22 protein-coding genes and 1 pseudogene are annotated in these 25,434 nt (G+C 63.4%); 9 read left to right on the top strand and 14 right to left on the bottom strand.

The genetic code is table 11. From position 1 onward, the window contains the following. The first annotated feature begins 241 nt into the window (after positions 1 to 241). From ASE60_RS24525 to ASE60_RS24510, 4 genes are all read left to right on the top strand, one after another. Positions 242 to 1,999 (top strand): adenylate/guanylate cyclase domain-containing protein, encoded by a 1,758-nt coding sequence (locus ASE60_RS24525; protein WP_057253850.1) that lies wholly within the window; start codon positions 242 to 244, stop codon positions 1,997 to 1,999. A gap of 201 nt (positions 2,000 to 2,200) precedes the next feature. Continuing rightward, positions 2,201 to 2,605, top strand: a complete 405-nt coding sequence (locus tag ASE60_RS35835; RefSeq protein ID WP_057253848.1) for an antitoxin Xre-like helix-turn-helix domain-containing protein — start codon at positions 2,201 to 2,203, stop codon at positions 2,603 to 2,605. After that, the gene (locus ASE60_RS24515; RefSeq protein WP_057253846.1) at positions 2,602 to 3,291 is read left to right on the top strand and encodes an RES family NAD+ phosphorylase; all 690 of its coding nucleotides are present in this window, start codon (positions 2,602 to 2,604) and stop codon (positions 3,289 to 3,291) included. The genes ASE60_RS35835 and ASE60_RS24515 overlap by 4 nt, the downstream gene beginning before the upstream one ends. A 499-nt stretch (positions 3,292 to 3,790) precedes the next feature. After that, entirely contained in the window at positions 3,791 to 4,237 is a 447-nt protein-coding gene (locus tag ASE60_RS24510; RefSeq protein WP_057253844.1) for a GNAT family N-acetyltransferase, read from the top strand. A gap of 71 nt (positions 4,238 to 4,308) precedes the next feature. Here the strand turns inward: ASE60_RS24510 and ASE60_RS24505 are convergent, their stop codons facing one another. After that, complete coding sequence (locus ASE60_RS24505) at positions 4,309 to 5,505, bottom strand: TCR/Tet family MFS transporter (protein WP_057253842.1); 1,197 nt, start codon at positions 5,503 to 5,505, stop codon at positions 4,309 to 4,311. Between the two features lie 467 nt (positions 5,506 to 5,972). Between ASE60_RS24505 and ASE60_RS24500 the strand changes: the two genes are divergently transcribed. After that, positions 5,973 to 6,491 (top strand): GNAT family N-acetyltransferase, encoded by a 519-nt coding sequence (locus ASE60_RS24500; protein ID WP_057253840.1) that lies wholly within the window; start codon positions 5,973 to 5,975, stop codon positions 6,489 to 6,491. A gap of 69 nt (positions 6,492 to 6,560) precedes the next feature. Here ASE60_RS24500 and ASE60_RS24495 read toward each other — a convergent pair whose 3' ends face one another. The 3 genes from ASE60_RS24495 to ASE60_RS24485 form a co-directional block, all read right to left on the bottom strand. Then, positions 6,561 to 8,093, bottom strand: coding sequence for a PAS domain-containing protein (locus tag ASE60_RS24495; protein WP_162261324.1), 1,533 nt, complete (start codon positions 8,091 to 8,093; stop codon positions 6,561 to 6,563). Between the two features lie 218 nt (positions 8,094 to 8,311). Further along, positions 8,312 to 9,079 carry an adenylate/guanylate cyclase domain-containing protein gene (locus tag ASE60_RS24490; RefSeq protein ID WP_057253836.1) on the bottom strand — a complete coding sequence of 256 codons (768 nt, stop codon included), beginning with the start codon at positions 9,077 to 9,079 and terminating at the stop codon, positions 8,312 to 8,314. A gap of 112 nt (positions 9,080 to 9,191) precedes the next feature. Beyond that, on the bottom strand, positions 9,192 to 10,079 hold the full coding sequence (locus tag ASE60_RS24485) for a LysR family transcriptional regulator (RefSeq protein WP_057253834.1): 888 nt from the start codon (positions 10,077 to 10,079) through the stop codon (positions 9,192 to 9,194). Between the two features lie 125 nt (positions 10,080 to 10,204). On the opposite strand from ASE60_RS24485, the gene ASE60_RS24480 reads away from it, so the two are divergent. Beyond that, positions 10,205 to 10,561, top strand: coding sequence for an antibiotic biosynthesis monooxygenase (locus tag ASE60_RS24480; RefSeq protein ID WP_057253833.1), 357 nt, complete (start codon positions 10,205 to 10,207; stop codon positions 10,559 to 10,561). A gap of 181 nt (positions 10,562 to 10,742) precedes the next feature. Here the strand turns inward: ASE60_RS24480 and ASE60_RS24475 are convergent, their stop codons facing one another. Beyond that, positions 10,743 to 12,182 carry a DUF1254 domain-containing protein gene (locus ASE60_RS24475; RefSeq protein WP_057253831.1) on the bottom strand — a complete coding sequence of 480 codons (1,440 nt, stop codon included), beginning with the start codon at positions 12,180 to 12,182 and terminating at the stop codon, positions 10,743 to 10,745. Between the two features lie 407 nt (positions 12,183 to 12,589). Here ASE60_RS24475 and ASE60_RS24470 point away from each other — a divergent pair. Continuing rightward, positions 12,590 to 14,528, top strand: a pseudogene (locus tag ASE60_RS24470) (translation factor GTPase family protein). Positions 14,529 to 14,768: 240 nt separating this feature from the next. Here the strand turns inward: ASE60_RS24470 and ASE60_RS24465 are convergent. From ASE60_RS24465 to napE, 8 genes are all read right to left on the bottom strand, one after another. Beyond that, a complete protein-coding gene (locus tag ASE60_RS24465) occupies positions 14,769 to 15,617 on the bottom strand; it encodes a hypothetical protein (protein ID WP_057253830.1) in 849 nt (282 codons plus the stop codon). A 474-nt stretch (positions 15,618 to 16,091) separates the two neighbouring features. After that, positions 16,092 to 16,514: a YciI family protein gene (locus ASE60_RS24460; protein ID WP_057253827.1), complete on the bottom strand. Its 423-nt coding sequence runs from the start codon at positions 16,512 to 16,514 to the stop codon at positions 16,092 to 16,094. A gap of 570 nt (positions 16,515 to 17,084) precedes the next feature. Further along, positions 17,085 to 17,783 carry a NapC/NirT family cytochrome c gene (locus ASE60_RS24455; protein ID WP_057253825.1) on the bottom strand — a complete coding sequence of 233 codons (699 nt, stop codon included), beginning with the start codon at positions 17,781 to 17,783 and terminating at the stop codon, positions 17,085 to 17,087. 4 nt (positions 17,784 to 17,787) lie between these two features. Beyond that, positions 17,788 to 18,243: a nitrate reductase cytochrome c-type subunit gene (locus ASE60_RS24450; RefSeq protein WP_057253823.1), complete on the bottom strand. Its 456-nt coding sequence runs from the start codon at positions 18,241 to 18,243 to the stop codon at positions 17,788 to 17,790. A 110-nt stretch (positions 18,244 to 18,353) separates the two neighbouring features. Then, positions 18,354 to 20,861, bottom strand: a complete 2,508-nt coding sequence (gene napA / locus ASE60_RS24445) for a periplasmic nitrate reductase subunit alpha (RefSeq protein ID WP_057253821.1) — start codon at positions 20,859 to 20,861, stop codon at positions 18,354 to 18,356. Continuing rightward, positions 20,858 to 21,142, bottom strand: a complete 285-nt coding sequence (locus tag ASE60_RS24440) for a chaperone NapD (RefSeq protein WP_057253819.1) — start codon at positions 21,140 to 21,142, stop codon at positions 20,858 to 20,860. Before ASE60_RS24440 ends, napA begins: the two co-directional genes overlap by 4 nt. Further along, the gene (gene napF, locus ASE60_RS24435; protein WP_057253817.1) at positions 21,135 to 21,635 is read right to left on the bottom strand and encodes a ferredoxin-type protein NapF; all 501 of its coding nucleotides are present in this window, start codon (positions 21,633 to 21,635) and stop codon (positions 21,135 to 21,137) included. The genes ASE60_RS24440 and napF overlap by 8 nt, the downstream gene beginning before the upstream one ends. An 8-nt stretch (positions 21,636 to 21,643) precedes the next feature. After that, positions 21,644 to 21,832, bottom strand: coding sequence for a periplasmic nitrate reductase, NapE protein (gene napE, locus ASE60_RS24430; RefSeq protein ID WP_057253815.1), 189 nt, complete (start codon positions 21,830 to 21,832; stop codon positions 21,644 to 21,646). Between the two features lie 388 nt (positions 21,833 to 22,220). On the opposite strand from napE, the gene ASE60_RS24425 reads away from it, so the two are divergent. Further along, complete coding sequence (locus ASE60_RS24425) at positions 22,221 to 22,595, top strand: DUF4180 domain-containing protein (RefSeq protein WP_057253813.1); 375 nt, start codon at positions 22,221 to 22,223, stop codon at positions 22,593 to 22,595. 79 nt (positions 22,596 to 22,674) lie between these two features. Here the strand turns inward: ASE60_RS24425 and ASE60_RS24420 are convergent, their stop codons facing one another. Beyond that, positions 22,675 to 24,117, bottom strand: coding sequence for an MFS transporter (locus tag ASE60_RS24420; protein WP_057253812.1), 1,443 nt, complete (start codon positions 24,115 to 24,117; stop codon positions 22,675 to 22,677). 310 nt (positions 24,118 to 24,427) lie between these two features. Here ASE60_RS24420 and ASE60_RS24415 point away from each other — a divergent pair, with 310 nt between their 5' ends. Further along, on the top strand, positions 24,428 to 25,339 hold the full coding sequence (locus ASE60_RS24415; protein WP_057253809.1) for a LysR family transcriptional regulator: 912 nt from the start codon (positions 24,428 to 24,430) through the stop codon (positions 25,337 to 25,339). Positions 25,340 to 25,434: the final 95 nt, after the last annotated feature.

Raw genomic sequence — 25,434 nt, 5'->3', positions numbered from 1 at the left:
AGGCCGACGCGATCTCGTGAGGAAAACCGACCTCCCTTCTCCATTGGACCGCAACAGACCTTTGCAGTGACCGCTTCGCGGATCCTGTTCCTGTTGAAGGCGGTACTCTCGTGAAGCGTCGCTATACGACCGTCTCAGTGGTATCATGAACCAGCACGGTCGCGGTGTCGGGCAGCCGGATGGTGCATGTCGCGTCAATTGCCTGGCTTCATCCGGCGGATCTCCTGAGGGGGAGACAGCCATGGCAACTGCAAGAGCAGAGCGGCGGCTGGCCGCGATCCTGGCCGCTGATGTCGTCGGCTATTCCCACCTCGTCGAACATGACGAGGCTGGGACGGTGTCGGCCCTCAAGGTTCTGCGCCGGGAGGTGATCGATCCGCTGCTGGCCGACCATCAGGGCCGTATTGTCAAGCTGATGGGCGACGGTGCGCTCGTGGAGTTCGGCTCGGTCGTCGATGCCGTCGCGTGCGCGGTCGCCATCCAGAAGGGGGTTGCCGAGAACCAGGCCGATATCCCGACGGAGCGACGCATCATCTTCCGGATCGGCGTCAATCTCGGTGATGTGATCCATGAGGTTGATGGGGATCTCTACGGCGATGGCGTCAACATCGCGGCCCGCCTCCAGACCTTGGCGGATCCAGGCGGCATTTGCATTTCCGGCACGGCGTACGATCACCTCCCGGGCAAGCTTGACTGCGGCTATGAGTACCTCGGCGAACGCGCGCTCAAGAACATGGAGCGGCCGGTGCGACTGTACCGCCCCCTTCTGGAAAGGACGACCGCAGGAACGGTATCGCCCAGGCCCGCACTTCCGGATCGACCATCCATTGCCGTGCTGCCGTTCAACGTCATGAGCGCCGACCCGGAGCAGGACTTCTTCAGCGATGGACTCACCGAGGACATCACCACCGCGCTATCCAAGCTCAAGGGCTTCTTCGTGATCGCCCGCAACACGATGTTCACCTACAAGGGAAAGCCCGTGGATGTGCGCGCCATCGGGCGCGAACTCGGGATCCGCTATATTCTCGAGGGGAGTGTGCGCAAGTCCGGCAACCGGGTAAGGGTGACCGCGCAGCTCATCGATGCGGCCTCCGAAGTCCAACTCTGGGCCGAGAGGTACGACGGCGACCTCGGCGACATCTTCGTCATTCAGGACGAAATCACTGCAAGCGTCGTCGGCCGCATCGGGCCGGAACTCCTGGCGGCAGAGCATGCCCGCGAAAGCCCCAAGCCGCATCATGGCCTTGATGCTTGGGAATGTGTCGTGCGGGCGGTGTTCCTGTGTTCCCAGTTGTCTGAGGAGAGCAGCGGCAAGATGCTCCCCCTGCTCGATCGGGCAATCGGACTGGCTCCCGGTTATGCCCAGGCGCTCGCGATGAAAGGTTGGATTACCGTGTGGCGCGCGTTCCAGGGGTGGGAGGACATGGGACACGCCCTGGCCCTTGCCAGGGATTTCGTCCAACAAGCCATTGCCGCGGACGATAAGGAACAGTGGACTTACCTTGCGCAGGCGATGATAGCCTTTGCGACGCGTGACAATGTCCTGGCGATGGCAGCGATCAGCCAGGCTGTCGCGATCAACCCCAACTCCGCGTTTGCGCACGGCCAGTTGGGGCTTGCGCATGCCAACGGGGGCCGCGCGGCGGACGCCATTCCTTGCATCGACTACGCCCTCAGACTGAGCCCCCGCGAGGCTTTTCTCGGCGACTTTCAGTTTTACTACGCCATGGCTTATTTCCAGGGCGCGAATTACGAACTTGGATTGAGTTACGCACGGGAGGCGCATCGCTTGCGGTCCGGCCACGCGGTTCCGCTGATCATCGGCACGGCCTGTGCCGGACTTCTGGACAACCAGGAGGCTGCCACGGACTTGCTCGGACGGCTCAAGTCGCTAGTCCCTGACATCTCACGGGACGCCGTCGCAGCAACATCTTCTTTCGTTCGCGCCGAGGATCGGGCGCGTCTCATCGAGGGACTTGCCCGTGCCGGCCTGAATTGACGGGTTGGATCGACCTCGAGAACCGATCGCTCCCCATCAGAGGCACGCACGCAGGAAAATTCCGATCCAGCCGGAGCCACGGCGGTGATGTCTCTCCGGCAGCACCCCGCACAGCAAACGTCGCCATCGCCCCTTGACTTCTCGCCCAGCATCGCCATTTCATATCATATGATACACGAAGTCGCGGCATAGGAGACAAAAATGGCCAGCGCTCAACCGGCTTTCGCCCCCGATCGGCAAGCGGCCCGGCAGGAAGAGGCGGTTATCGTCAAGGCCGTGGTCAAAGCCTGCGACTTCTGGAACCTCACCAACAGGGAGGCCGCCCAGCTCTTCGACGTGCCGATCGCCACCTGGAACCGCATGAAGGCCGGTGACTTCAAGGGCAGGCTCGACCAGGACAAGCGCATGCGCGCGAGCCTGATCGTCGGCATCTTCAAGGGGCTGCGGCTCTTCTTCAACGGCCCGCTCACCTATCAATGGCCGAAGGCGGTCAATACCGGTCCGCTGTTCAATGGCCACTCGCCCGTCGATCTCATGATCGAGGGCGGCATTCCGGTGATGCTGAAGGTGCGACGCTATCTCGATGGCCTGCGCGGCGGCCTATGATATCAGAGAACGACTTCAACGAGCCGGCGACCGTCCGGCTGATCTCGACCGCCTATATTGACGAGCCCGCCGTCAAGCCGCTGGCCGACGATGACGACGAGATCGATATCCTCAACCGGCTGGAGGCGATCACCTCGGCGCGCCTCAGCCCCCTCGCCCTGCCTGTCGGCGTCGATCCGGCCGAACTGCTGAACGAGACCTTCGGCTACGGCTGGTCGCTGATCAATGCCGCCTTCTGCCATGCGCGCCCGCCGGGCAACCGCTTCAACGGCGAGGAGCGCGGCGCCTGGTATTGCGCCTTCGGCCCGCGCGCGCTTCAAACCTGCCAGGCGGAAATCGTCTATCACCGCACCCGGGCGCTCAGCGAAGCCGGCAGCTTTCACGACATCGGCCGCTACCGCGAACTGATCGCCGGCTTCACCTGCCGCTTTCATGATGCGCGCGGAGAAAAGGGAGCCGCCTATCTCGATCCCGATACCACGGTCGCCTACCCCGCCGGCCAGGCGCTCGCCGCCACCATTCTGGCGGAAGGCGGCAACGGCCTGATCTACCCTTCCGCCCGCGACCCCGAGGGCGAATGCCTCGCCGTCTTCCGCCCCGCCGTCATCCAGAACATCCGCCAGGGCCGCACCATCACCTTTCAATGGTCGGGCGCGCCCGAGCCGCGCATCCTGGACGAAGACTGATCCTCAGGAGCCGGCGGAAGTGCCGAGAGCGGCCCCGCAATGTTCCCGCAATGCAGCCTAACGACAAGGACTCGCCTTTCCGGATTCCCGCGCTAGACTTGCCGGGGGCCGGATTCGGCCTGAACAGAAACAACTTATAAATCAAATTGTTATTGACGCCTTTTCCCGGCGGAACACGCGCCACGCGTCGCGCAAATCTGCCCCTCACCCTCCCCTTTTCCCCGCCTGTGGGGAGAGGGAAACGGTAAGCGTCCCGCCTCGCCGTAGCCGGTTGAAGGCTGCGACCAGACCGTATTGGCCCGACCTGCGAACGCTAGAGATGGACACAGGCAGGCGCCACAGCGTCCCTTCTCCCCGCAGGCGGGGAGAAGGTGCCGGCAGGCGGATGAGGAGCAATCCTCACCGTGCGGATGAGGGGCAATCCTCACCGTGCGGATGAGGGGCGTGCTGCAAACGCCGCGCCGGATACCGGCACCGAGCGTCAAACACGAGGAAACGAATGACGATCACACTTTTGCCAGTCGATGCCGTCGATCCCGACACCATCCGAAAACTGGACGTGCATGAAAACCAGATGGACTTCATCGCCAGCAACGAGGAGTCGCTGCAAGAACTCGCCGAACGCCCCGAATGCGTCGGCTTTGCTGTGATAGCCGAAGGCGCCCCCGTCGGCTTCGCCATGTATGCGCTCGATCCGGATGACGGCAACCACTGGATCTACCGCCTGATGATCGACGCCCGCCACCAGGGCAAGGGCTACGGTGTCAAGGCGCTTGCCGCCCTGCTGGAACATATGGCCGGCATCCCCGAATGCGGCGACATCTATCTCGGCGTCTACCCTGAAAACACCCGCGCCCACGCCCTTTATCACCGCTTCGGTTTCCGCGAGACCGGCATGATGCTCGGCGAGGAGAAGGTGATGCGGCTGGATCGCCCATCGAAATAGCCCCTCGGAGCATCGTCCCGCTCGGCAGCGGATGGGATCATTGCGATCCCATCCACATGCCCCGCGGGGCGTTATGACGCGACTGAGGCCGCCACCGGTTTCGTCAGGCGCAGGCCGAGAACCAGCAGCCCGCCCAGCGCATAAACGACGACGACCGAAAGCCAGATCGCGCCCGGCCATTGCGCGCGAACGACGAAGTAGATGCTCGAGAACGCGAGCGGACTGATGATCGATGCCAGGCTCACGGCCGAGGCCAGCACGCCCTGGAACTGGCCCTGCTGGTTCTCGTCGACCTGCCGGGTCGCGAGCGATTGCAGCGCCGGCACGCCGATGCCGCCGAGCGCAAAGACCGGCATGATCGCGAAGATCATCCAGCCCTCGGTCGCAAAGGCCATGACGGTCAGGGCAACGCAGACGCCGGCGACGCCCACCAGAATGGCGCCGCGCTCGCCGAAGCGTTTTACGGCCGGTCCCGGGAGAACCGCCTGGGCAAACGTCTGGCAGACGCCAAAGGCGCCGAGCGATAGGCCGATCCAGAGCCCGTTCCACTGGAACGTCTCGCTGCCCCAGAGCGCCCAGCAGGTGCCATAGGCCTCGCCCGTGGCGCTGAAGATCAGGAAGAGAAAGACGATCGGCAGCACGCTCTTCACCGAGAACACCCAGCGCAGCGGCCGAAGCGGGTTGAGCGCGGCAAGGTCGATCCTCTCGCGGCTCGGTGCGCGCGACTCCGGCAGCACGAAGTACGCCAGAGCCAAATTGCAGCCGTTCAGGACCGCCGCGGCGACGAAGGGCAAACGCAGCCAGTGGTCGCCGAGCACGCCGCCGAGAACCGGGCCGATGATGAAGCCGATGCCGAACATGGCGTTGAACAGGCCGAAGCGCTGCGCACGCTTGTCCTCGGGCGTGATGTCGGTGAGGTAGGCGGTTGCGACCGACATGTTGGCGCTCGTCAGCCCGGCGATCGCACGGCCCGCAAAGAGCATCCAGAGATTGGGCGCAAAGGCGAGGAACAGATAGTTGACCGCAGCACCCGCGAGCGAGATCAAGAGCACGGGCCGGCGGCCCAGCCGATCGCTGAGCGCACCCAGCACCGGCGCGCAGATGAACTGCATGACCGCGTAGAGCGCGGTCATCGTGCCGATATAGGGCGCCACGTTGTCGGCATGGATCACGTCCTTCAGCAGCGAAGGCAGGATGGGAAAGATGAGGCCGATGCCCACGGCATCGAGCACAATGGCAGTAAAAATGACGATGAGGGATTTCTTCATGATGCGTTCCGATCAACGCAAGCACGCCCACGCCAAGAGGCGCCGATGCCTTGCGATTGGGTGACCTGACGATGCAGGCGATAGGTTTTGGGAAACGCTGGCCGATCCGTGCTCAAACGGCAGGGATGGCGTGTGCTTGACTGCCTGGACGTGGATTCGTCCACCTGTTTACTCCGCCACTGAGCGGATCAAGGGAAGCAGTCGCTTTTCGCGATGGCATGCAATTAACACCGGATGGCGGGACGCGGCAAGCCCCACGTTTTTGCGGAAGCAGAAGCGCGCCGCGCTCAGCACCGGCAAATGGTCAACAGGGCCTTTTTCGACTACAGTTGCGGCAGAAACCACGACATTCGTCAGAGCGGACAAGTCCTTGAGCCCGGCCCGACTGTGGCCTCCCTTTCGGTGGCCGCGGAACTCGGGACGGAGCGCCCGCTTTCCGATGCAGAATTCGTGAGTGGAGCGCAGCGATGGAACAGAACTCCGAGATCGGCCCGGCCGAAGCTGACGACTTTCCTGCCATTCGATCCTTGTGCAACGGCTTCCTCGACTGGTGCCGATCGCGCTATGGCGAAAACGCCTGGTTCGTCGACCGGTACTACACGCCGGAACAATGGGCCGCACTCCTGGACAGCCTGCCGAAAATCCATTCGGCTCCAGATGGGGAGATTCTTGTTGCCCGCCTGAACGGAAAGGTGGTCGGCTGTGTGATGATGCAGCGGATCGACGAACGTACATGCGAGATGAAGCGAATGTTCATCAGCCCGGAGGGCCGAGGCTTGGGGCTGGGCCGCCGTCTCGCCGAGGCCCTCGTGCGCGTGGCTGCCGAGCGGGGCTATGCCGCCATGCGGCTGGATACCGGCCGCAACCACGATGAGGCGTTGAGCCTCTACCGCTCCCTGGGATTCCAGGAGATCGCACCCTACTACAAAGCACCTCCCGAACTGCGCAACCATCTCATCTTCATGGAAGCCCCTCTGGCCGGGTAGTCGCGTCCCCCCTCGCGATGTGTCTTCGCAGTGGCAGAGCAAGGTTGCAGAACAGTGTCGAAGCCTGCCTCATCGAGCCATGTTGAGCTCGGAGACCGGCATGGAGATGGTGCAGCGCAGGCCATTCGGCCCAAGGGCGAAGCTCGTTCTCGCCTCAAGCTGGTAGGGCAGCGCCCGCTCGATCAGTTCGCGCCCGTGCCCGATGCCCTCGCCGGCACCGGTTGCCGGCGGCATGCGCACGCCGCTTTCGTGCCAGTCGATGTGAAGCCAGAGCTTTTGATCCTGCCCGGCCTCGACATGCCAGCGAACGGAAAGTGCTGCACCGGCCTGACCCAAGGCACCGTACTTGACGGCATTGTTGGCCAGTTCATGAAGGGCCATGGTCAGCGTTTGCACCGTCGACGAACGCAGCTTCACGCCGCTGGGACCGTCCAGCCGCACACGCCCCATATCCGCATCCACCGCCGCCAGTTCTGCCCGGAGCAGCTCATCGAAGGTGACCCGCTGCTGGTTGGCCAGGCGCGACAACAGGCCCTGGACCCTGGCCAGCGCCGACAGGCGGCTGCGAAAATGCGCGCTGAAATCCGGCAGGTCCTTGGCTCTGCGGGCGGTGGTTTCGGCAACGGCCCGGACAACCGCCATGAGGTTTCGGGTGCGATGCTGCAGCTCGGCAACCAGCGCCTTCTGGCGGTCTTCCCATTGCCGCCGCTCGGTGGTGTCGGTCATCGCGCCCACCATGCGGATCGCCTGCCCGCCTTGATCGTAGAAGAAACGGCCGCGGCCGTGCAGCCAGCGAACGGCGCCATTCGGATGCAGGGTGCGAAACTCCGTGACGAACTCTGTGCGGGCCTCCCGCGCGTGCTGCAGCAAGGCCTCGGTCTCCGCCCGGTCATCCGGGTGGATGCGCGCGGACCAGTTTTCATAGCTGGGCGTCACCTCGTCCACCCCGTAACCCAGCATGCGAAAATACTCGTCGCTCCAATGCACCTCTCCGGTTAGGACATTCCAGTCCCAGAGCCCCAGACCGCCGACCTCCACCGCCGTCCGCAACCGTTCCTCGCTCGCCCGAAGCGCCGTCTCCGTCTTCTCGCGCTCGATCAGGTCGGCCGCCTGTCGTGCCAGCACGTCGAGGAGACGCAGTTCCCGCTCCTTCGGTCGGTGCACATGCGCCCAATGGGTCGACAACATCCCGATGAGCGTTCCGACGCGGGAATGGAGCGGCGTGGTCTGCACGGCGCGTATCCCGCTCTGCCGGTAATGGGCCAGATCCGCCGTACCCTGCATGAACGCAGCGGTTTCGACATCCGAAACGACGACGCGCCGCCCGGTGCGCAGGGCGAGCGCGCAGGTGGAAGCCCGGTCCATGCTGACCCAATGCCAGAATTGCGCGGCCTCGTCGCTGAAGCCGCGATGGGAAAGCAGGCGTAGCTCTCCAGCGGCGCCCCGGTCGGCATCCAGCATCTGCAGGCTGGCGAATTGCGAGCGCATGATGGCGGCCGCACCATCCAAAATGGTCTCGTAGACGGCCTGCGGTCGCCCGTCCTTGATCAGTTCGAGGCTGATGGCCTGCAGCCGCTCGCTGTCTTCCAGCTCGGCCTTCATCTGTTCCGGGCCTTGATGGTGTGCAATGGTCATCGAGGCGCTCCCTTCCCGACGAGACACCCAAGGGCGCAGCGGCAGCGGCACAAAGGACGTTGTCGCGCAAATCCGCGCCAACTGCTGGCAGCTTGCTCCGGGCCCACCCCTATCGCCTCAGTGTAATCTCCCTCTACACACCATTTCGGCGAGTGGGCTCCCTCCAGTTGCAACGGTGCGCCGGATCAGTGCGCCGCCAGCACCCGCGCCTCCACCGGTTGGTCGATGCCCTTGAGGACAAGCAGCCGGGTTCCGGCGCCCATCGTGAGCGCTGCCGCCTCGGCGGCGGTCTCGGGTGAGATCAGGATCTCGCCCGCCTCGGCCTGGGATTCGAGCCTTGAGGCCAGGTTGACCGTGCCGCCGATCGCGGTGAAATCGCTGCGGAAGCTCGAGAACTCGCCGATCTCGACCTCGCCCGAGTGGATGCCGACACCGACGCCGAGCGTCTCTCCCTTGAGGTCGTCGAACTGCAGGCTGCCAAGTGCCGCCGCGCAGAGCCGCTGGATGTCCCTCCCGGCCCGGATCGCGGCTTCCGCGTGATCCTTCCTGATAATGGGAAAATTGAAGATCGCCATCAGCCCGTCGCCCATCTGCTTGTTGACGATGCCGTCATGCGCCCAGATCGCCTGGGCGCAGCGGTCCTGAAACAGGCTGACGATTTCGCTGAGCCGGATGCGCTCGATGCGCTCGGACAAATGGGTGAAGCCGCGGATGTCGGCAAAAAGAATGGTCGCGCTTGCCGCAACGTGACTCTGCTTCTTGACGTAACGGAAGGAGCGTTCGCAGATCGTGCAGATGTTCGGGTTCATCTTGCTGCGGGTGATGCCGAAGGCACGAAACGGCAGCGCCAGCGGCCCGCGAATGGGGATCGGCATGTGCATCTGGTCCCAGCATCCGCGGCAGATCCTGGCGTCGCCGCGATTGGCCGGCTGCATGGTAGAGGCTTCGGTCATGGTCTGCATCTCCGGCTCACATGGCCAAAGGGGCGTAGACGGAGCTTCTGCCATTTGTCGCGCTTTAGCAACGGCTGGAATAACACGAGGCGCCTGCCGTGCGGCCCGGCCGTCACTCGGCAAACAGGTTCGCGGCCATGAAGTCGACGAAGGCACGGACCTTTGGCGAGAGATATCGATTGGTCGGCCACAGCACGCGGAATGTGCCCGTTTCGCGAAGGCAATCCTCCAGCAGCGATACCAGCTTGCCTTCCGCCAGTTCCGACGACACGGCGAACGGGGGCAGACAGGTGATGCCGAAGGATCGCTCCGCCAGGAAGATCAGGGGCTCGAGTGTGCTCGCAACCGTGGTCACGGGCAGATCGAGCTTGACCTCGTGCCCGTGACGAAAGAGCGGCCAGGGTTCGAGGCGGCCGGAGTTCGCGTACCGGTGATGGAGGCAGCGATGCCCGAGCAGGTCTTCCGGCACCTTCGGCCGACCGTGCGCGGCGAGATACTCCGGAGCCGCGACGATCCTGTGCCGGAACGTCCCGAGCTTGCGGCTCATGAGCCGCGTATCCTTGACCTCGCCTGTTCGGATGACGGCATCGAAGCCCTCCTCGATGACGTCGACCAGCCGATCGGTGAAATCGAGGTCGAGGTTGATCAATGGGTAGGCTCGCATGAAATCCGATATGGTCGGCATCAGGAGCATGCCGGCCAAGGGCAGGCTGACACGAAGCTGGCCGCGCGGTGTCGCGTGCGACCGCGACAGCTGCGCCTGGGCTGCCTCGAATTCGGATTGGATGCGGCGACAGGTATCGAGAAAGAAGCTCCCGTCCTCGGTCAGCGCCATGCTTCTCGTCGACCGATTGAAGAGACGCACGCCCATCTCGTCTTCGAGCCGCGCGATGGCCTTGCCGACCGCAGAACCCGAAAGGCCGAGCCGATGGCCGGCGGCCACGAAGCTGCCTGCCTCTGCGACCTGAATGAAAATGCTGAGCGTTCCGAGCTTGTCCATCGTCTGCCGATTGCGGAATTAATTTCCGAAGTGATGAGAATACCCGCTCGTTTATCCGCTATTTCTCCGTCGATATCCAGATGTCGTCGCGGTCGATGCGCTGCGACGTTCAAATGGAGAGCCCCATGAATACGAGCCTTACCCCCACTTTCTCAGCTTCCCCCGCTCCGACGACCTTTGTCGTCAACGTCATCCACGCTCACCCCGGCAAGCAGGAGGAAGCCTTCGCGATCATCCAGGACGTCGTGCACTACGTCGCCGAACGGAAGGAAGGCTTTTTGTGGAGCACCTTGGCGAAGAGCACGGACGGACAGACGGTCGTCAATGTCGAGGCAATCCAGGGAACCGGAAATGTCGGTGAGTTCTTCTCCGACCCGGTGTTCGTGGAGAAGTTCCGGAAGCTGGACGAGGTCTCCCGGAGCGAGTTTCACACCTACTCGGTCGGCGATCTCGTCCTGCCGAAGCGCGTATCCGTGGCCTGATCGCTGCTGCATGTTTCCCTTAGCCGTACCCGGTTAAAGGACAAAAACATGCAGCAATTCAAAGTGCTACAGCGACCTTTGCGCGTCTGACAAGACGCGCGGCGCTACTGCATGTTTCCTTTAATCGTACCCGATTAAAGGACAAAAACATGCAGCAATTCAAAGTGCTATAGCGCCTCTATCATCCCGCCTTCTTCACCGGCGGGATGACCCATGAGCCATCGAGAATGGACGGCGGGCTGTCGTCGGGCCAGTAGAGCCGCATCATCAGGATGAACTTGCCCTTCGGCGCGGGCAGCCAGTTGTTCTCCTTGTCAGCTCCGGGCGTTTCGTTCTGGATGTAGATCTCCGTCGACCCGTCGGCATTGGCCTTGGGGCTGACGCGTGCGCTGATCGAATAGCGATTGAGCGGATTGTCGACGAAGAAATAGTCCTCGTCATACATGGTGATCGACCAGAAACCGCGCACCGGCGGCAATTGCCCCTTCGGGAAGGTGATGACGTATTTGTTGGCGCCATGGTAGGCGCGGGAGAAAAGGCCGTCCTTGGATTTCAGCGACGTCGGATAGATCGCATCCTGAGGACGATTGGCGCCGAGACCGATCGCCGTGATCAGTGCACGCTGCAGGTAGCCCGTGCCGTAAATGCCGGTCTTGGTGGTAAAGCCCCAGCCATTGATGTCCTGGACGTCGCCATCGCTGAACTTGAAATGCAGCATGATGCGATGGAACGCCATGGCGGGAATGCGCGAGATGAAAGCGGCATCCAGCTTGCTCTTGTCGAAATCCTTGCCGGGCACGATGCCGATCTCGGCGAACTTGGCGACCGCTTCCGCATCCGCAGCCGTCGGCGGATTGGTCTTCATCAGTTCGCAGAGCAATGTGAAGTACTCGACCGCGTCCATGCGGTTGACCTGTTCGCGCACCGCCGTCTTCATGTCGATGGTCGGGTCGATCTTGCCCGCCGGTGGCGTCCAGTCCTTGCCATAGGCGCTGAGCGGCGAGAGCTTGCACTGATCCTGCAGCGCGTGAACCGCCGCATAGTCCTCGGGCGAGCCATCGCAATAGATGCGACCGAGGATCCAGACGACGCTCGTTGCCGACTTGTATTCGGTCACGCCGTCGGGAATGGTGCCCTGCCAGCCGGGCCCGGTGATCGCGTAGGACTGCGCCCCGTTGCCGGTCGTCCGCTTGCCCGGCACCTGAAACACCGTCGTCCAGCCGTCGAGCATCGGGAACAGGAAGTAGCGATCCTTCATGTCCGGGATCGACAGCACCCAGGGCTCCTTGCTGACGTCGACGAAGGCCGTCGTATAAAGCGTATCGGCGTTCGGCGCGGTCACGTCCTTGAAGGAAGCGTTCGGATACTCCCTAAGCTTGATGATATGCCCCATCGGCCCCTTGCTGCCCTCAGGCTGTGCCACATTGGTGACGACGCGGCGGGTCATTTCCGTCGTCACCAGCGGATAGCCGTAGATATAGGCTTCCACCGCCAACCAGAATTCGTCAGCCGCCTCGACCGGATCGATCAGCGGAGATTCCAGAGCATTCGCAGGTAAAGTTGAAACCGTTGCGAGCAGGCCAGCGCCTCCCAAAGCGACGGCACGGCGTGTCATGTCCATATTCGCCTCCCTCTTGCCCTCATGGCGACGAGAGGTTAGCACATACTAAATAATGCTACTAGGCATTGTATTTCGCGACATGTGCACCGGGTTTGCGGTGCGCAGAGTGCTCGATGAGCTGAAGCGAAGCCTTCGTTGGGGGCTACCGCTTTCAAGTGTACAGGCCGCGTCCGAGCCCGACGTCATGCCTGGTGCCTCCGTCCTCCACGCCCCCTCGCAAATCTGCAACACCAATTCAGAGTTGGCCGGCAGCGCTTGACGCCTGCAGCCGCGCGTCATTAGATTCGACGCGTACTCCTCGCCGATTAAAGGGCGCGGTACCGGAAAGAAGCCGAAGCTGGAGGTCCCAATGCACCGAGTCACTTCTCAAGAAACCCAGATCCGAATTTTTGAGAAGCTGATGGATTATGCGCACATTGAATCTGGGCATCCTCGCCCATGTAGATGCAGGAAAGACTAGCCTTACCGGAACGACTGCTTTTTGATACCGGCGCGATCGACAAGCTCGGCAGCGTCGATAGCGGCAACACCCAGACCGACAGCCTTGAACTGGAACGACAGCGCGGCATAACGATTGCCGCCTCCGTCGTGTCGTTCAACCTTGGCGACCTGGTCGTCAACCTTATCGACACCCCCGGACACCCGGATTTCATCGCCGAAGTCGAGCGGGTGCTGCAAACACTCGATGCCGCCGTGGTGGTCGTCTCGGCGGTGGAAGGCGTGCAGGCGCAGACGCGCGTGCTGGTGCGCGCCTTGCGTCGGCTTGGCGTCCCTTTCCTGTTCTTCGTCAACAAGATCGACCGCCTCGGGGCGCGTCCCGCCGAGGTCATCGACGAGATCGCTAGCCAGCTCGCGGTCCGCCCTGTCGCGATGTCGGTGGCGATCGACGCCGGCAGCCGGAACGCGAGAGCGGAGGCAATCGACTTTGAAGAGGAGCCATATTTCTCCGCGCTCTCAGAAGCGCTTGCCGCCAACGACGAGACCTTGCTCGACGACTATGTGCTGGCGCCCGAGCGCCTGACCGTCGAGCGGCTGAGGACGGCGCTCGCCGCGCAGCTTGCCGCCGGCCTTCTGCATCCGGTCTATTGCGGCATCGCCATGACCGGCGTCGGTGTGAAGGACCTGATCGCCGCGATCGAGACGCTTCTGCCGAGCAAGCAGCCGGCGTCGGATGCGCCGGTCGCGGGCAGGATCTTCAAGATCGAGCGCGGCTGGGGCGGTGAAAAACTCGCCTTCCTCAACCTGACGTCGGGCACGGTGGTTGCGCGCGACTATCTCGCCCTTCCCGCCGGTGCGGCGAAGGTCACGAGCATCCAGCTCTTCGATCAGGGCCGCTTGCAAAAGGTCGATCAGTTCACGGCCGGCCGCATTGCCAAGATCGGTGGGCTCGCCCAGCCCCGCATCGGCGATCAGGTCGGGACCGGCACAAGCACCTCCGGCGGGTTTCACTTCGCGCCGCCGACGCTCGAAACCCTCGTGCGGCCGACGCGCCCCTCTGACAACACGGCGCTGTGGCTTGCCCTGCAGCAGCTGGCCGAACAGGACCCGTTCATCAACCTGCGCACCAACGACGATGCCAGCGAAATGTTTGTCTCGCTCTATGGTGAGGTGCAGAAAGAGGTGATTGAGGCCACCCTGTCCGTCGATTTCGGCCTCGGCGTCATCTTTGAGGAAAGCACCGTCATCCGCGTCGAAAGACCAGTCGGAACCGGAAGCGGCATCGAGATCATCTTCCGGGAGCCGAACCCTTTCCTTGCCACGGTCGGGCTCAGGATCGAACCGCGGCCGGCAGCAGCGGGCAACAGCTTCGCGCTGGAAGTCGACGTGGGCCAGATGCCGGCGAGCTTTTACAGGGCCGTCGAGGAGGCCGTTACAGAGACGCTGAAGGCAGGCCTCTTCGGCTGGCAGGTGATCGATTGCCACGTCGCCATGACGGCTGCGCGCCAGACATCGCCCGCCAGCACCGCCGTCGATTTTCGCAGGTTGACGCCCCTGGTCCTCGCCGCGGCGCTATCATCCGCCGGCACGGTCGTCTGCGAGCCGATCGACCGCTTCCACCTCGAAGCGCCCGCATCGACCTTGACGGCCATCCATGCGCTCCTCGCAAAGTCTGGCGCATCGACGACGGATGCGGTGATCGATGGCGGTATCGCCAGGCTGACGGGGATCGTGCCATCGGTAATCGTCCAGAGCGTCCAGCGACAATTGCCGGGGCTCACGAGCGGAGCCGGCGTGCTTGAAAGCACGTTCGATCACTACGCGCCGATCTCAGGCGCGCAGCCGTCCCACCCCCGATTGGGCAGCAACCCCTTCGATCGGGCCGATTATCTGAGGAGCTTGCGGTGAGGCTCGAAGGACCCGTTTGCCCGGCGAATAATGCGGAGGTTTCGCTTTCCCCGCTTGGCGCGGGGAAGCGTTGGGGTTGAGCGGCAAGGCCACCCTGAACATGACTTCAAAGGCATGGCTTCGAGGGCCCCCTTTGTCGCTGCGCCCACAAGCTCGCTCGGATGAAGGTCGTTTTATCCGAGCGGCGGCTGCCCCGGATGCCGTAGCAGCAATGGATACCCAAGACTGCGAAACAGCCGATCAGAACGACAGGCGGTTGTTGGACCAGACCGGGCCGAGGCGCTCTTCTTCCTTAAGCGTCGCGGAACCGTAGGAGAAGCGCAGGCCCCCGAAGATGGTGCTGGTGTCACCGGAGACCGATGCGCTCAGCCCCGACAGCTCCTCGTTGGTGTATTTGTAGCCGGCAAAGAGCGTGACCGGGAAAGCGTCCAGCCGGTAGTTGGCCGTCAGCTTCAGGCTGCGCAGATCGTAATCCAGGTCGTTTTCGCTCATGCGATGAAGCGAGCCGTCGACGTCGAAGCGCAGGTTGTCGGTCGCGTAAATGCGGGCACCGAGCGAGCCCATATAATGATCGGCGTCGATGTCGTCGAAGTCTTCCACGCTCGCCTGGCCGTAGCCGACCGCGCCATGCAGCGTCCAGGTATCGAGGAAATAGGCCCCTTCGACGCCACCCATGTAATCGTTGAGATCGACGCCAATGCCCGGGTCGAGGCGTGCGCCTTGCACGAAGACGCCGGCCGCATAGAGATCGTTGCGGTAGTAGCCGTGCAGCGCGCCGTCATAGCTGTTGGTATCGACGTCTTCATAGGACGCGCGCGTGTAGCCGAGATCGACCTGCAGGTTCAGGCCGGCACCGGCATCGAAGTTCACGGCGCCGCGCAGGTCCCATGCATCCGTATCGATATCACCGGGTGTATCGACGCCGGCTCCATAGGAGCCCTCGATGTAGCCGACGATGCCGCCGGATGCTTGCTCCACCGGCACTTCATAGGCGTCCTGCGTCCCGACCAGCGGACCGTCGATATCGGCAGCCGCCGCGAGCTGAACGCTTGAAAGAAGAAAAATGACGAAACCGCTCGCCCTGACCATTGCCCCACTCCGGTTAAAACCCCTGAGAACAGGTAAGCAAATATGGTTAATACAATCTCTACGGGAAACCGACCGAGCGGGGACCGCTAACGGCGCCACGGTTCGGACACTGTGGTAGCCGCTCATCCGGCATGCGGGCTGCTTTCTTCCCGCTCACCGCCCAACACTTGCGGCTGCCCCTCATCCGCCCGGTGAGGGCTTGCCCCTCATCCGGCCTGCCGGCCACCTTCTCCCCGCGCGGGGAGAAGGGCACGCGTGGCGCCCGCTCGCCTCGACAACAAGCGCCACAGTTTCACTCCGGGCTAATTGGTTTGCCCCCGACTAAACCCCGTTTGACCCTGACTGCGGCCGCGTTCGAAAACGCCGCGAACCGGGCTCGTCCCCTCTCCCCGCTTGGCAGGGAGAGGGTTAGTCCTCGGGTTAAACCCGAGGAGAGGGGCAAGCCCACCCTTAACCGTCAGCAGAGTGACGTCCCTACTGCTTGGCGATCTTCTCGCGCAGGCGCTCGTCCTGTGCGGCGATCTCGGGCGTCAGTGCGTCGCCGAAATCGGCGGCCTCGAAGACCGGGCGGATTTCGATTTCGCTCGGGCCCGGCATCGGGTTCGGGCAGCGCTTCACCCAGGCGATCGCCTCGTCCATGTCCTTGACCGTCCAGATCCAGAAGCCGGCGACCAGTTCCTTGGTCTCGGCGAAGGGGCCGTCGATGACCAGTCGATTGGGCCCGTCGAAGGCGACGCGGGCGCCCTTGGAGGAAGGATGCAAGCCTTCGCCCGCCTGCATGATGCCGGCATTGACCAGTTCCTCATTGTACTTGCCCATGGCTTCGAGAAGCTCGGTCGTCGGCATCTTGCCCGCTTCGCTGTCCTCGGTCGCCTTTACAAAAACCACTACGCGCATCGTCCAATCTCCTCTGTCACGCCGGTCCCGGTCGTTGCGACCCCTGGGGGTATCGGCGCGGTGAAACCCAGATAGTGAGAGCGGTTTGCGGGCGAAAGGCCCGCGCGGATTTTTTTCCTATCCCGCTCCGGTGGAGGAAGCCAGATTGGCCTCCCTGGCTAAATGACGAACGGGCAACGATGGGTCCGACATCGCTGGCGAAATTTTTCAGGAAAAATGATGATGTGGAGGGAGGCGAACGGAAAGCCAAGGCCAGCCTGTCCATTGCCGCCCGTCCTCGTAGGCTCCGTAGGCTCGGCGGTCGCAGCACCCTCCACCCTCATCTCTGTGCTCGTCACAGAGATCCAGCCGCCGTGCGTCGGCACGGCGGGAGATGGAGTGCCAACACTCGACATTTGGAAGATCTCTCGCGCCGCCGACGCGGCGCGGCTGGATTCCTGTGACAGGCACAGGAATGAGGAGGCCTTGATGGGCGTCCCACTGCCCAATGAACGAACAAGGGCCACGCCGCGCCAGCATGGCCCCTGTCATCGTGCGTTCTCTCCGACCGAAAACCTCGGCCACAGCACCCTACTGCACCTGCTGATGCAGCTCCGCCAGCGCCTGCCTCAGATCGTCGATCGGCGTCTGGTTCGCCATCTTCTTGCCTTCCAGCTCCGGCGGCATCTTCCAGCCGGGGTCGATGCCTTCCATATTGGGCAGCTCATGCGCGATGCCCTTGTGGCAGTCGATGCAGGTGGCCTTGCCCGAGAGCAGATAGCGGGTATGGATCTCGGCCGCCCGCTGCGTCTGCTTCTGCAGGTCCATGGCGACGGAGGAATGGCAGTTGCGGCATTCCAGGCTGTCGTTGGCCTTCATGCGCGCCCATTCGTGCTGCGCCAGCTCCAGCCGTTTTTCGAGGAATTTCGACCTTGTGTTGATGGTGCCGAAGATCTTGCCCCAGACCTCCTTCGACGCCTGCATCTTGCGGGCGATCTTGTCGGTCCACTGGTGCGGCACGTGGCAATCCGGACAGGTGGCGCGCACGCCGGAGCGGTTGGAGAAGTGGATGGTGCGCGTCAGCTCCTGGTAGACGTTGTCGTGCATCTCGTGACAGGAGGTGCAGAACTTCTCGGTGTTGGTGATCTCCAGCGCGGTATTGAAGGCGCCCCAGAACATCACGCCGCCGATGAAGCCGCCGAGCGTGAGGAAGCCCAAGCCCAGCGTGCCGGCCGGCGTCGCCATGATGTGCCAGGCCCAGAGGATAAGTTTCCTGATCCATGCGATCATGATGTCACTCGCTTCCGGCCGGCTTGAAACCCAACTCGCTCATATCCTTGAAAGTGCTCGGCACCAGCGGGCTGGTGTCCGCCTGCGGCACATGGCAGGCCGTGCAGAAATAGCGCCGCGGCGAAACGTCGGCGATCATCTGCCCGTCGCGCGTCATGTAATGGGTGACGCTGATCATCGGCGCGCCCGAATCCTGGGTGAATTCGCGCTTGTGGCAGGAAAGGCAGCGGTTGGCATTGACCGAAAGCTCGTAGCCCTCGATCGAATGCGGGATGACCGGCGGCTGGTCGGGATAGGCGCGCATCTTGCGCTTGTCGTCGACCACCCATTTCGGCAGCGGTGCCGCGGCTTCGGTGGCCATCTGCGGCGTCGGGCCTTCGAGCTGCGGCACCAGCTTTTCCGCAACTTGAGCCACGGCGGCGGTGGTGACGAACACCATCAGCCCGGCGGCCATCGCCATCCAGACGGGCCGCTTCGGGCCAGCAAAGGTGCGAAGCGGACTTGCCTGAGGAACTGCCCCGAAACAAAGAGACAGGACGTTTCCGCAAATCCGCTTCAGCCGAGAAAACCCTAGAGGGTGACGGGAACGATCTTGACCGCGCATTTTTTGAAATCCGTCTGTTTGGAGATGGGATCGGTGGCGTCGAGAGTGACCTTGTTGATGAGCTGGCTCGCGTCGAACCAGGGAACGAAGATGACGCCAGGCGGCATGCGGTTGCGGCCGCGGATATCGACGCGCGAGCGGATTTCGCCGCGCCGCGAGACGATGCGCACTTCCATGCCCTGGTTGATGCCGCGCTTGCGCGCGTCCTCGGCATTCATGAAGACGCGCGCGCCCGGAAACGCCTTGTAGAGTTCCGGCACCCGCATGGTCATCGAGCCCGAGTGCCAGTGTTCGAGCACCCGGCCGGTCACCAGCCAGGTGTCGTACTCCTCGTCGGGGGATTCGGCCGGCGGCTCGTAGGGCACGGCGAGGATGATCGCCTTGCCGTCCTTGTTGCCATAAAACTTCACGCCCTCGCCCGCCTTCACGTAAGGGTCGAAGCCCTCGCGGTAGCGCCACTTCGTCTCCTGGCCGTTGACGACGGGCCAGCGAAGCCCACGCACCTCGTGATAGGTGTCGTAGGGCGCCAGGTCATGGCCGTGGCCGCGGCCGAAGGTGGCATATTCCTCGAACAGGCCCTTCTGGATGTAGAAGCCGAAGTCCTTCGCCTCGTTGTTGTCGTACTCGGCGCTGACGTCGGTGATCGGATAGCGGTCGACCTCGCCGTTCTTGAACAGGACTTCGAACAGCGTCTTGCCGCGATATTCGGGGCTGGCGTCGAGGATTTCCTTCGGCCACACCTCGTCGGTTACGAAGCGCTTGGAGAATTCCACCATCTGCCAGAGATCCGAGCGCGCCTCGCCGGGCGCCTGGACGAGCTGGTGCCAGACATGAGTGCGCCGCTCGGCATTGCCGTAGGCCCCTTCCTTCTCCACCCACATGGCCGCGGGCAGGATCAGGTCGGCGCTCATCGCCGTGATCGTCGGATAGGCATCGGAAACGACGATGAAGTTGTCCGGATTGCGATAGCCCTGCCAGGTCTCGTTGGCGGTATTGGGTCCCGCCTGGACGTTGTTGTTGACCTGCACCCAGTAGAAGTTGAGCTTGCCGTCCTTCAGCATCCGGTCCTGCTGCACGGCGTGATAGCCGGGCTTTTCCGGGATGATGCCGTGCGGGATGCGCCAGATCTCCTCCGCATGCTTGCGGTGCTCGGGATTGGTCACCACCATGTCCGCCGGCAGGCGGTGCGCGAAGGTGCCGACCTCGCGCGCCGTGCCGCAGGCCGAAGGCTGGCCGGTCAGCGAGAACGGGCTGTTGCCGGGCTCGGAGATCTTGCCGGTCAGAAGGTGCAGGTTATAGACCATCTGGTTGGCCCAGACGCCGCGCACATGCTGGTTGAAGCCCATGGTCCAGAGCGACATGACCTTGCGGCTGGGGTCGGCATAGAGCTCGGCAAGCTGCTTCAGGAATTCCGGCTCGACGCCGGTCAGTTCGACGGTCTTTTCCAGCGTGTATTCCGAAACGAATTCCTTGAACGCCTCGAAATCCATCGGCTCGGTCTTGCCCGGGTCCTTGGAGTTGGCGGCATTGACCTCGACCGGATTGTCGGGCCTCAGGCCATAGCCAATGTCGGTGACGCCGCGGGCAAACTTGGTGTGCTTGCTGACGAAGTCCTCGTTGACGCGGCCAGTCTCGATGATGTGGTTGGCGATATAGTTGAGGATCGCCAGATCCGTGCCTGGCTTGAAGACGATCGGGATGTCGGCCAGGTCCATGCTGCGATGGGTGAAGGTCGAAAGCACGGCGACCCGCACATGCGGCTGTCCGAGGCGACGATCGGCGACGCGCGTCCAGAGGATCGGGTGCATCTCCGCCATGTTCGAGCCCCAGAGCACGAAGGCATCGGCGTTCTCGAAATCGTCGTAGCAGCCCATCGGCTCGTCCATGCCGAAGGTGCGCATGAAGGCGACGGCGGCAGAGGCCATGCAGTGGCGGGCATTGGGGTCGAGGTTGTTGGAGCGGAAGCCCGCCCGCATCAGCTTCGTCGCGGCATAGCCCTCGAAGATCGTCCACTGGCCGGAGCCGAACATGCCGACCGCCGTCGGCCCCTTCTCCTTCAGCACCTTCTTCGCCTGCTCGGCCATCACGTTGAAGGCCTCGTCCCAGCTCACCTGCTCGAACTCGCCGTCCTTGGCGTAGGCGCCGCCGCGCTTGCGCAGGAGCGGCGTCGTCAGCCGGTCGTTGCCATACATGATCTTGGAGAGGAAATAGCCCTTGATGCAGTTGAGGCCGCGGTTGACCTCCGCCTGCATGTCGCCGTGGGTGGCGACGACCTGGCCCTCCTTCACCCCCACCATCACGCCGCAGCCCGTGCCGCAGAAGCGGCACGGCGCCTTGGACCATTTGATCTCCAGCGCGTTTACACCGCCCGGCACCGGCTGTGCGGCGGCAGGCAGCGTTATGCCGGCCGTGGCGGCGGCGATGCCGGCTGCGTGGGCTTTCAGAATGTCACGCCGCGTCAGTTGTCCGCTCATGGCTCCTGCCTTTCCTCTTCCATTTCGACATGCTCGAAAACCATGTTGGCCGAGATCACCCCATCAAGCAGCGAGATCTTCGTCAGGCACTCGCCGAGCTGGCCCGTGCTTCTGCCTTCGATGACGACGACGATCTTGCCGCCGCCGTGGCCGTGGATTTCGACGTTTTCCATTCCTTGCAGCGTCTGAAGGATGCTCTCGGTGCTGTCAGGCATCGTGGCGACCACGGCGCTCGAAATGTGATAGGGCGTGCCCGCCTTTGCCGTTGCGGCCTCAGACATGAGCCACCTCCGCTTCCATTGCCTTGACCGCGATCGCGCTGACCGGGCAGCCCGAGAGGCAGGCGCCGCAACCGGTGCATTTGGCCTCGTTGATCTCAGGCAGGAACGGCCCGCCGATGCGCGGGCGAAAGCGGATCGCCTGCTCCGAACAGCTTTCGCCGCAGGACTGGCAGGCGACGTTGCGGCGCGCCAGGCACGTATCGGTGATCGCGGCGACATGGGGGAAGCGCCGCACGTCCTTTGCCTCGAACACCGGCTGAGGACAGGCTTCCTCGCAGGCGCCGCAAAAGGTGCATTCGCCGCGCGAAAAGTCGACGAAGGGGAGACCGTCTGCGAGACGGATTATGCCGGTGGGACATCGTTCCCCGCAGGCGCCGCAGCCGGTGCAGGCCGCAAGGCTTGCCTCCGAAACACCGGGCGGCCGGATGCGGGCGGGCTTTGCGGCGGCGCGGCCGGTAAAGAGTTCACGGCGGGAAAGAGGTTCGATGCCCATGGCCAACCTCAATGTCCCGGAGGACCAGGCGGCCCGAAGATGATCTGCAGCATCCAGACGAGGAAGCCATAGCCGCCGACGATGCCGACGGCGACGATCGGCCAGATGCCGAAGGCGAGCACCAGGAAGGTGAGCAGCTCCGCACGCCGCGAGCGCGGCGGCCTTTCGATCGGCTGTGGCTGAACGAGTTCTGGCATTTCTGCGTCCCCCAACACAATCTAAGGTAAGATGCGCCACCCGAAATAAAAATCAATCCCGTAACCGGCAGATGACAAGAATGTATCCTGTTGCAGAATAGATAGCGAACTGAGCGGGTCATTGATCTGGGTCAAAACAACAGGATTCCAACGGGAAAATCGTCCGAAACTCTCGGATCGCGCGCCGAAATAACTCGCGAAGAACAAACAATTTTACGAGATTCGTTATGTTTAAAAGAATACATCGATTCAGGACCGATCGCCCGAGCCAGTCAAACAGCGCAAACGTCGGGCGAATTTCACGGACGGTGAACGCGGCGCTTGCTCGGCCGCAGCGCCTGACACGACCCCTCTTGCAACCCAGGGCTTTATCCCCTATCCCGAACGCATGACACAGCTTCTCGAAATCGGAACCGCGCGCGTGCTGAAATGCGCAAATGATGGCCCCCTTCTCAAGGTGCCGGGCGACGCCAATGATTTTCTCGGCGACGCCTGGGCGCATGAGGCCACCCTGGTGGCGATCCCTGTGGAACGGCTTGGGGCCGATTTCCTCGATCTTTCGACCCGTATTGCCGGCGACGTGTTCCAGAAGTTCGTCAACTACCGCATGCGGCTCGCCATCGTCGGCGATATCAGCGCCAGGCTCGAAGGCAGCAAGGCGCTGACCGATTTCGTGCGCGAGACGAACAAGGGAAATTCCATCTGGTTCGTCCCGGATTTCGAGACGCTCAGCGCCAGGCTTGCGAGCGCGCCGGTCGCCTGATCCCGGGCCGGCAAGGGATAGGAGAACGAGCACGTGGTTTGGCACGACCAAACCATCGTGATCCCGCATCCGTCCCTTGTCACGAGGCGTTACGAGAGCCCATGATCGCTCCGCCCAACACCCGGCTCCCGGCCGCGATCGCCAGTGCGATCACGGTCAGCACACCCGCGACCACAAAGGTCACCCGCATGCCACCCGCGACCGCCTCCGGCGCGGCTTTGGCGATATCGCTTGCGGCCACGGCCAAGGCGAAGACCGCGCCCATGACCGATGCACCGGTGACCAGACCGAGATTGCGCGAAAGGTTGAGCAGGCCGGAAACGACGCCGCGCTGGTCCGGGCCGACGTCGGCCATGACGGCCGTGTTGTTGGCCGCCTGGAACAGCTGGTAGCCGGGCGTCAGCATCGCGATCGCCGCGATATAGCCGGCGACGCCAAGGAGATCCGGTAGCAGCGCAAGAGCAGCACACCCCGCGACCATTGCCACGAGACCGGCCGTCACCACCGATCGCGCCCCCAGCCGATCGACAATCCGGCCGGCGACCACGCCGCCGAAGGCCGAGATGACCGGCCCGACCGACATGACGAGCCCGACCGTCGCCGCATCGAGCCCGAGCCCGCGGGAGAGATAGAACGGCCCGACCACCAGCGTCGCCATCATCACCGTCGAGACCAGCACGTTGGTCGAAAGCCCGACGCTTAAAGCGGGGTCGCGAAACATCGACGGCCGGACGAGCGGCGAGGCGACCTTCGTTTCGACCAGCAGGAACAGCCCAAGCCCGAGAGCCGCGGCCGAGAGCAGCACGACATTGAGCACGCCGAAACTGCCGCGCCCCAGCGTCATCGCCAGCGCATAGGCGCCGAGCGAAAACGCCAGCAGCAGCGTGCCCGGCACATCGAAGCGCGGGCGCTGCCCGCCCTCAGTCTTCCGGTCGGCCGGCAGATGCCGACGGACGAGAAAGAGCGCCACGAGACCAAGCGACACGTTGACGAGAAAGATCGCCCGCCAGCCCGGACCGGCAATCAGCGCACCGCCAAGCGAGGGCCCGAGTGCTGTGCCGACCGCCGACATGGTGCCGAGCAGGCCCATGGCGCTGCCGGTCCTCGCCTTCGGCACCGCCTCGCCGACAAAGGCCATGGTCAGCGCCATCATGATAGCGGCGCCGATCCCCTGCACCCCCCGCGCCGCAATCAGTAGTGCAAAGCCTGGCGTGAGGCCGCAAAGGACGGAAGCCGCGGTAAAGAGCGCGATACCGGCAATAAGCAGCCGCCGCCGGCCGACGATATCGCCAAGCCGCCCGACGCTGACGATCAGCGTGGTGATCGCCAGCAGATAGGTAAGCACCACCCATTGCACCGCCTGAAAGGACGCGCCGAAAGCGTCCGCCAGCGCCGGCAGGGCGACATTGGCGCTGCTGGTGCCAAGCGAGGAGAGCAGCATGGAAAGCGAGAGGCTGGCGAGCACCCAGCGAACGGAAGGCGCTAGAGCGGCCGGGGGCATGGTGGTGTCTGTCGAGGTCATCGGCCACCTCCCGCGCACAAGGCTTCGCGACGCGCAGTTCTCGCACAGAAAATCCCTTGAAAATAAAGAGTTAGAGCAACTTCGTGACTCTGTTTATGCGGCAATCCCATGCGATTGGACCGGGGCATCGGGGACATCGGAAAACGGCCAAGGGCCATGGGCGCCAGTCGGCGTGTAAGCATCGGGAAACCCTCCAAATTCGGTTCCCCGAGAACCTAATCTCCTGAAACATAGGGCGGAAGGCGCAGCATTTGCACTTCATTCGTGCGTTTGACGCCACATCATGGTCGAACTCATGCTATGAAAGGCCATGACCAGACCCGACCTCAACCTGCTCGTGACCCTTGATGTGCTGCTTTCGGAAGGCAGCGTCGCCCGCGCCGCCAGGCGCCTGCAGCTCAGCCCATCCGCCATGAGCCGGGCGCTGGCCCGGCTGCGCGAGGCGACCGGCGATCCGCTGCTGGTGCGCGCCGGCCGTGGCCTCGTGCCCACGCCAAGGGCCCTCGAACTCGCAGCCCGCGTCGGCCCGCTGGTCGAAGCGGCCGAAGCCTGCCTCCGCCCCGCCGAAAGCCTGGACCTGAAGACGCTTACCCGCACCTTCACGCTCAGGAACCGCGAGGGTTTCGTCGAGAATTTCGGCCCGGCGCTGATTGCCCGCGTAGCCAGGCAAGCCCCCGGCGTGCGCCTTCGCTTCGTGCAGAAACTCGACCGGGAAAGCAGCCCGTTGCGCGAAGGCAGCGTCGACCTCGAAACCGGCGTGATTGGGGAAGCGACAGGCCCGGAGCTTCGGGCGCAGGCCCTCTTCCACGACCGCTTCGTCGGCGTGGTGCGATCAGGCCACTCGTTTTCGAGCGGCGAGATCACCGCCGCCCGCTACGCCAGAGGCCGCCACGTCCACGTCTCCCGACGCGGCAACGACACCGGCCCGATCGACGCCGCCCTTCAGCCCCTCGGCCTCAAACGCGAGATCGCCACATCCGTCGGCAGCTTCTCCGAGGCCTTAGCGCTCGCCCGCGCCACCGACCTCATCGCCAGCGTCCCCGAACGCTACACCGGAACACTCCGCGAAAACCTCTTCACCTTCCCCCTGCCGGTCACCCTGCCCGAGATCACCATCTCGCTGATCTGGCACCCCCGCCTCGACGCGGATCCAGCGCACCGGTGGTTAAGGTTGTGTGTGCGGGAGGTGTGTGGGGGTGGAGCTGGAGGGATCCGCGGCTGATCTCACCTGACCAATGGACGTATCACTTGCATGTTCGAGGAATTAGGTCACGTCAGACTAACGGATGCGGAATAGGTCGAGCCAGCGATGATGAA

Origin of the sequence: Ensifer sp. Root278 (assembly GCF_001429285.1) — a bacterium.
GTDB lineage: Bacteria > Pseudomonadota > Alphaproteobacteria > Rhizobiales > Rhizobiaceae > Ensifer.
The sequence above is the reverse complement of the archived record's forward strand: the minus strand, read 5'-3'. Positions and strand labels throughout refer to the sequence as shown.

Coding starts and splice junctions, on each gene's coding strand:
- ASE60_RS24525 (WP_057253850.1), top strand. CDS start 242: ATGGCAACTGCAAGAGCAGAGCGGCGGCTGGCCGCGATCCTGGCCGCT.
- ASE60_RS35835 (WP_057253848.1), top strand. CDS start 2,201: ATGGCCAGCGCTCAACCGGCTTTCGCCCCCGATCGGCAAGCGGCCCGG.
- ASE60_RS24515 (WP_057253846.1), top strand. CDS start 2,602: ATGATATCAGAGAACGACTTCAACGAGCCGGCGACCGTCCGGCTGATC.
- ASE60_RS24510 (WP_057253844.1), top strand. CDS start 3,791: ATGACGATCACACTTTTGCCAGTCGATGCCGTCGATCCCGACACCATC.
- ASE60_RS24505 (WP_057253842.1), bottom strand. CDS start 5,505: ATGAAGAAATCCCTCATCGTCATTTTTACTGCCATTGTGCTCGATGCC.
- ASE60_RS24500 (WP_057253840.1), top strand. CDS start 5,973: ATGGAACAGAACTCCGAGATCGGCCCGGCCGAAGCTGACGACTTTCCT.
- ASE60_RS24495 (WP_162261324.1), bottom strand. CDS start 8,093: ATGAAGGCCGAGCTGGAAGACAGCGAGCGGCTGCAGGCCATCAGCCTC.
- ASE60_RS24490 (WP_057253836.1), bottom strand. CDS start 9,079: ATGACCGAAGCCTCTACCATGCAGCCGGCCAATCGCGGCGACGCCAGG.
- ASE60_RS24485 (WP_057253834.1), bottom strand. CDS start 10,079: ATGGACAAGCTCGGAACGCTCAGCATTTTCATTCAGGTCGCAGAGGCA.
- ASE60_RS24480 (WP_057253833.1), top strand. CDS start 10,205: ATGAATACGAGCCTTACCCCCACTTTCTCAGCTTCCCCCGCTCCGACG.
- ASE60_RS24475 (WP_057253831.1), bottom strand. CDS start 12,182: ATGGACATGACACGCCGTGCCGTCGCTTTGGGAGGCGCTGGCCTGCTC.
- ASE60_RS24465 (WP_057253830.1), bottom strand. CDS start 15,617: ATGGTCAGGGCGAGCGGTTTCGTCATTTTTCTTCTTTCAAGCGTTCAG.
- ASE60_RS24460 (WP_057253827.1), bottom strand. CDS start 16,514: ATGCGCGTAGTGGTTTTTGTAAAGGCGACCGAGGACAGCGAAGCGGGC.
- ASE60_RS24455 (WP_057253825.1), bottom strand. CDS start 17,783: ATGATCGCATGGATCAGGAAACTTATCCTCTGGGCCTGGCACATCATG.
- ASE60_RS24450 (WP_057253823.1), bottom strand. CDS start 18,243: ATGGCGATGGCCGCCGGGCTGATGGTGTTCGTCACCACCGCCGCCGTG.
- napA (WP_057253821.1), bottom strand. CDS start 20,861: ATGAGCGGACAACTGACGCGGCGTGACATTCTGAAAGCCCACGCAGCC.
- ASE60_RS24440 (WP_057253819.1), bottom strand. CDS start 21,142: ATGTCTGAGGCCGCAACGGCAAAGGCGGGCACGCCCTATCACATTTCG.
- napF (WP_057253817.1), bottom strand. CDS start 21,635: ATGGGCATCGAACCTCTTTCCCGCCGTGAACTCTTTACCGGCCGCGCC.
- napE (WP_057253815.1), bottom strand. CDS start 21,832: ATGCCAGAACTCGTTCAGCCACAGCCGATCGAAAGGCCGCCGCGCTCG.
- ASE60_RS24425 (WP_057253813.1), top strand. CDS start 22,221: ATGACACAGCTTCTCGAAATCGGAACCGCGCGCGTGCTGAAATGCGCA.
- ASE60_RS24420 (WP_057253812.1), bottom strand. CDS start 24,117: ATGACCTCGACAGACACCACCATGCCCCCGGCCGCTCTAGCGCCTTCC.
- ASE60_RS24415 (WP_057253809.1), top strand. CDS start 24,428: ATGACCAGACCCGACCTCAACCTGCTCGTGACCCTTGATGTGCTGCTT.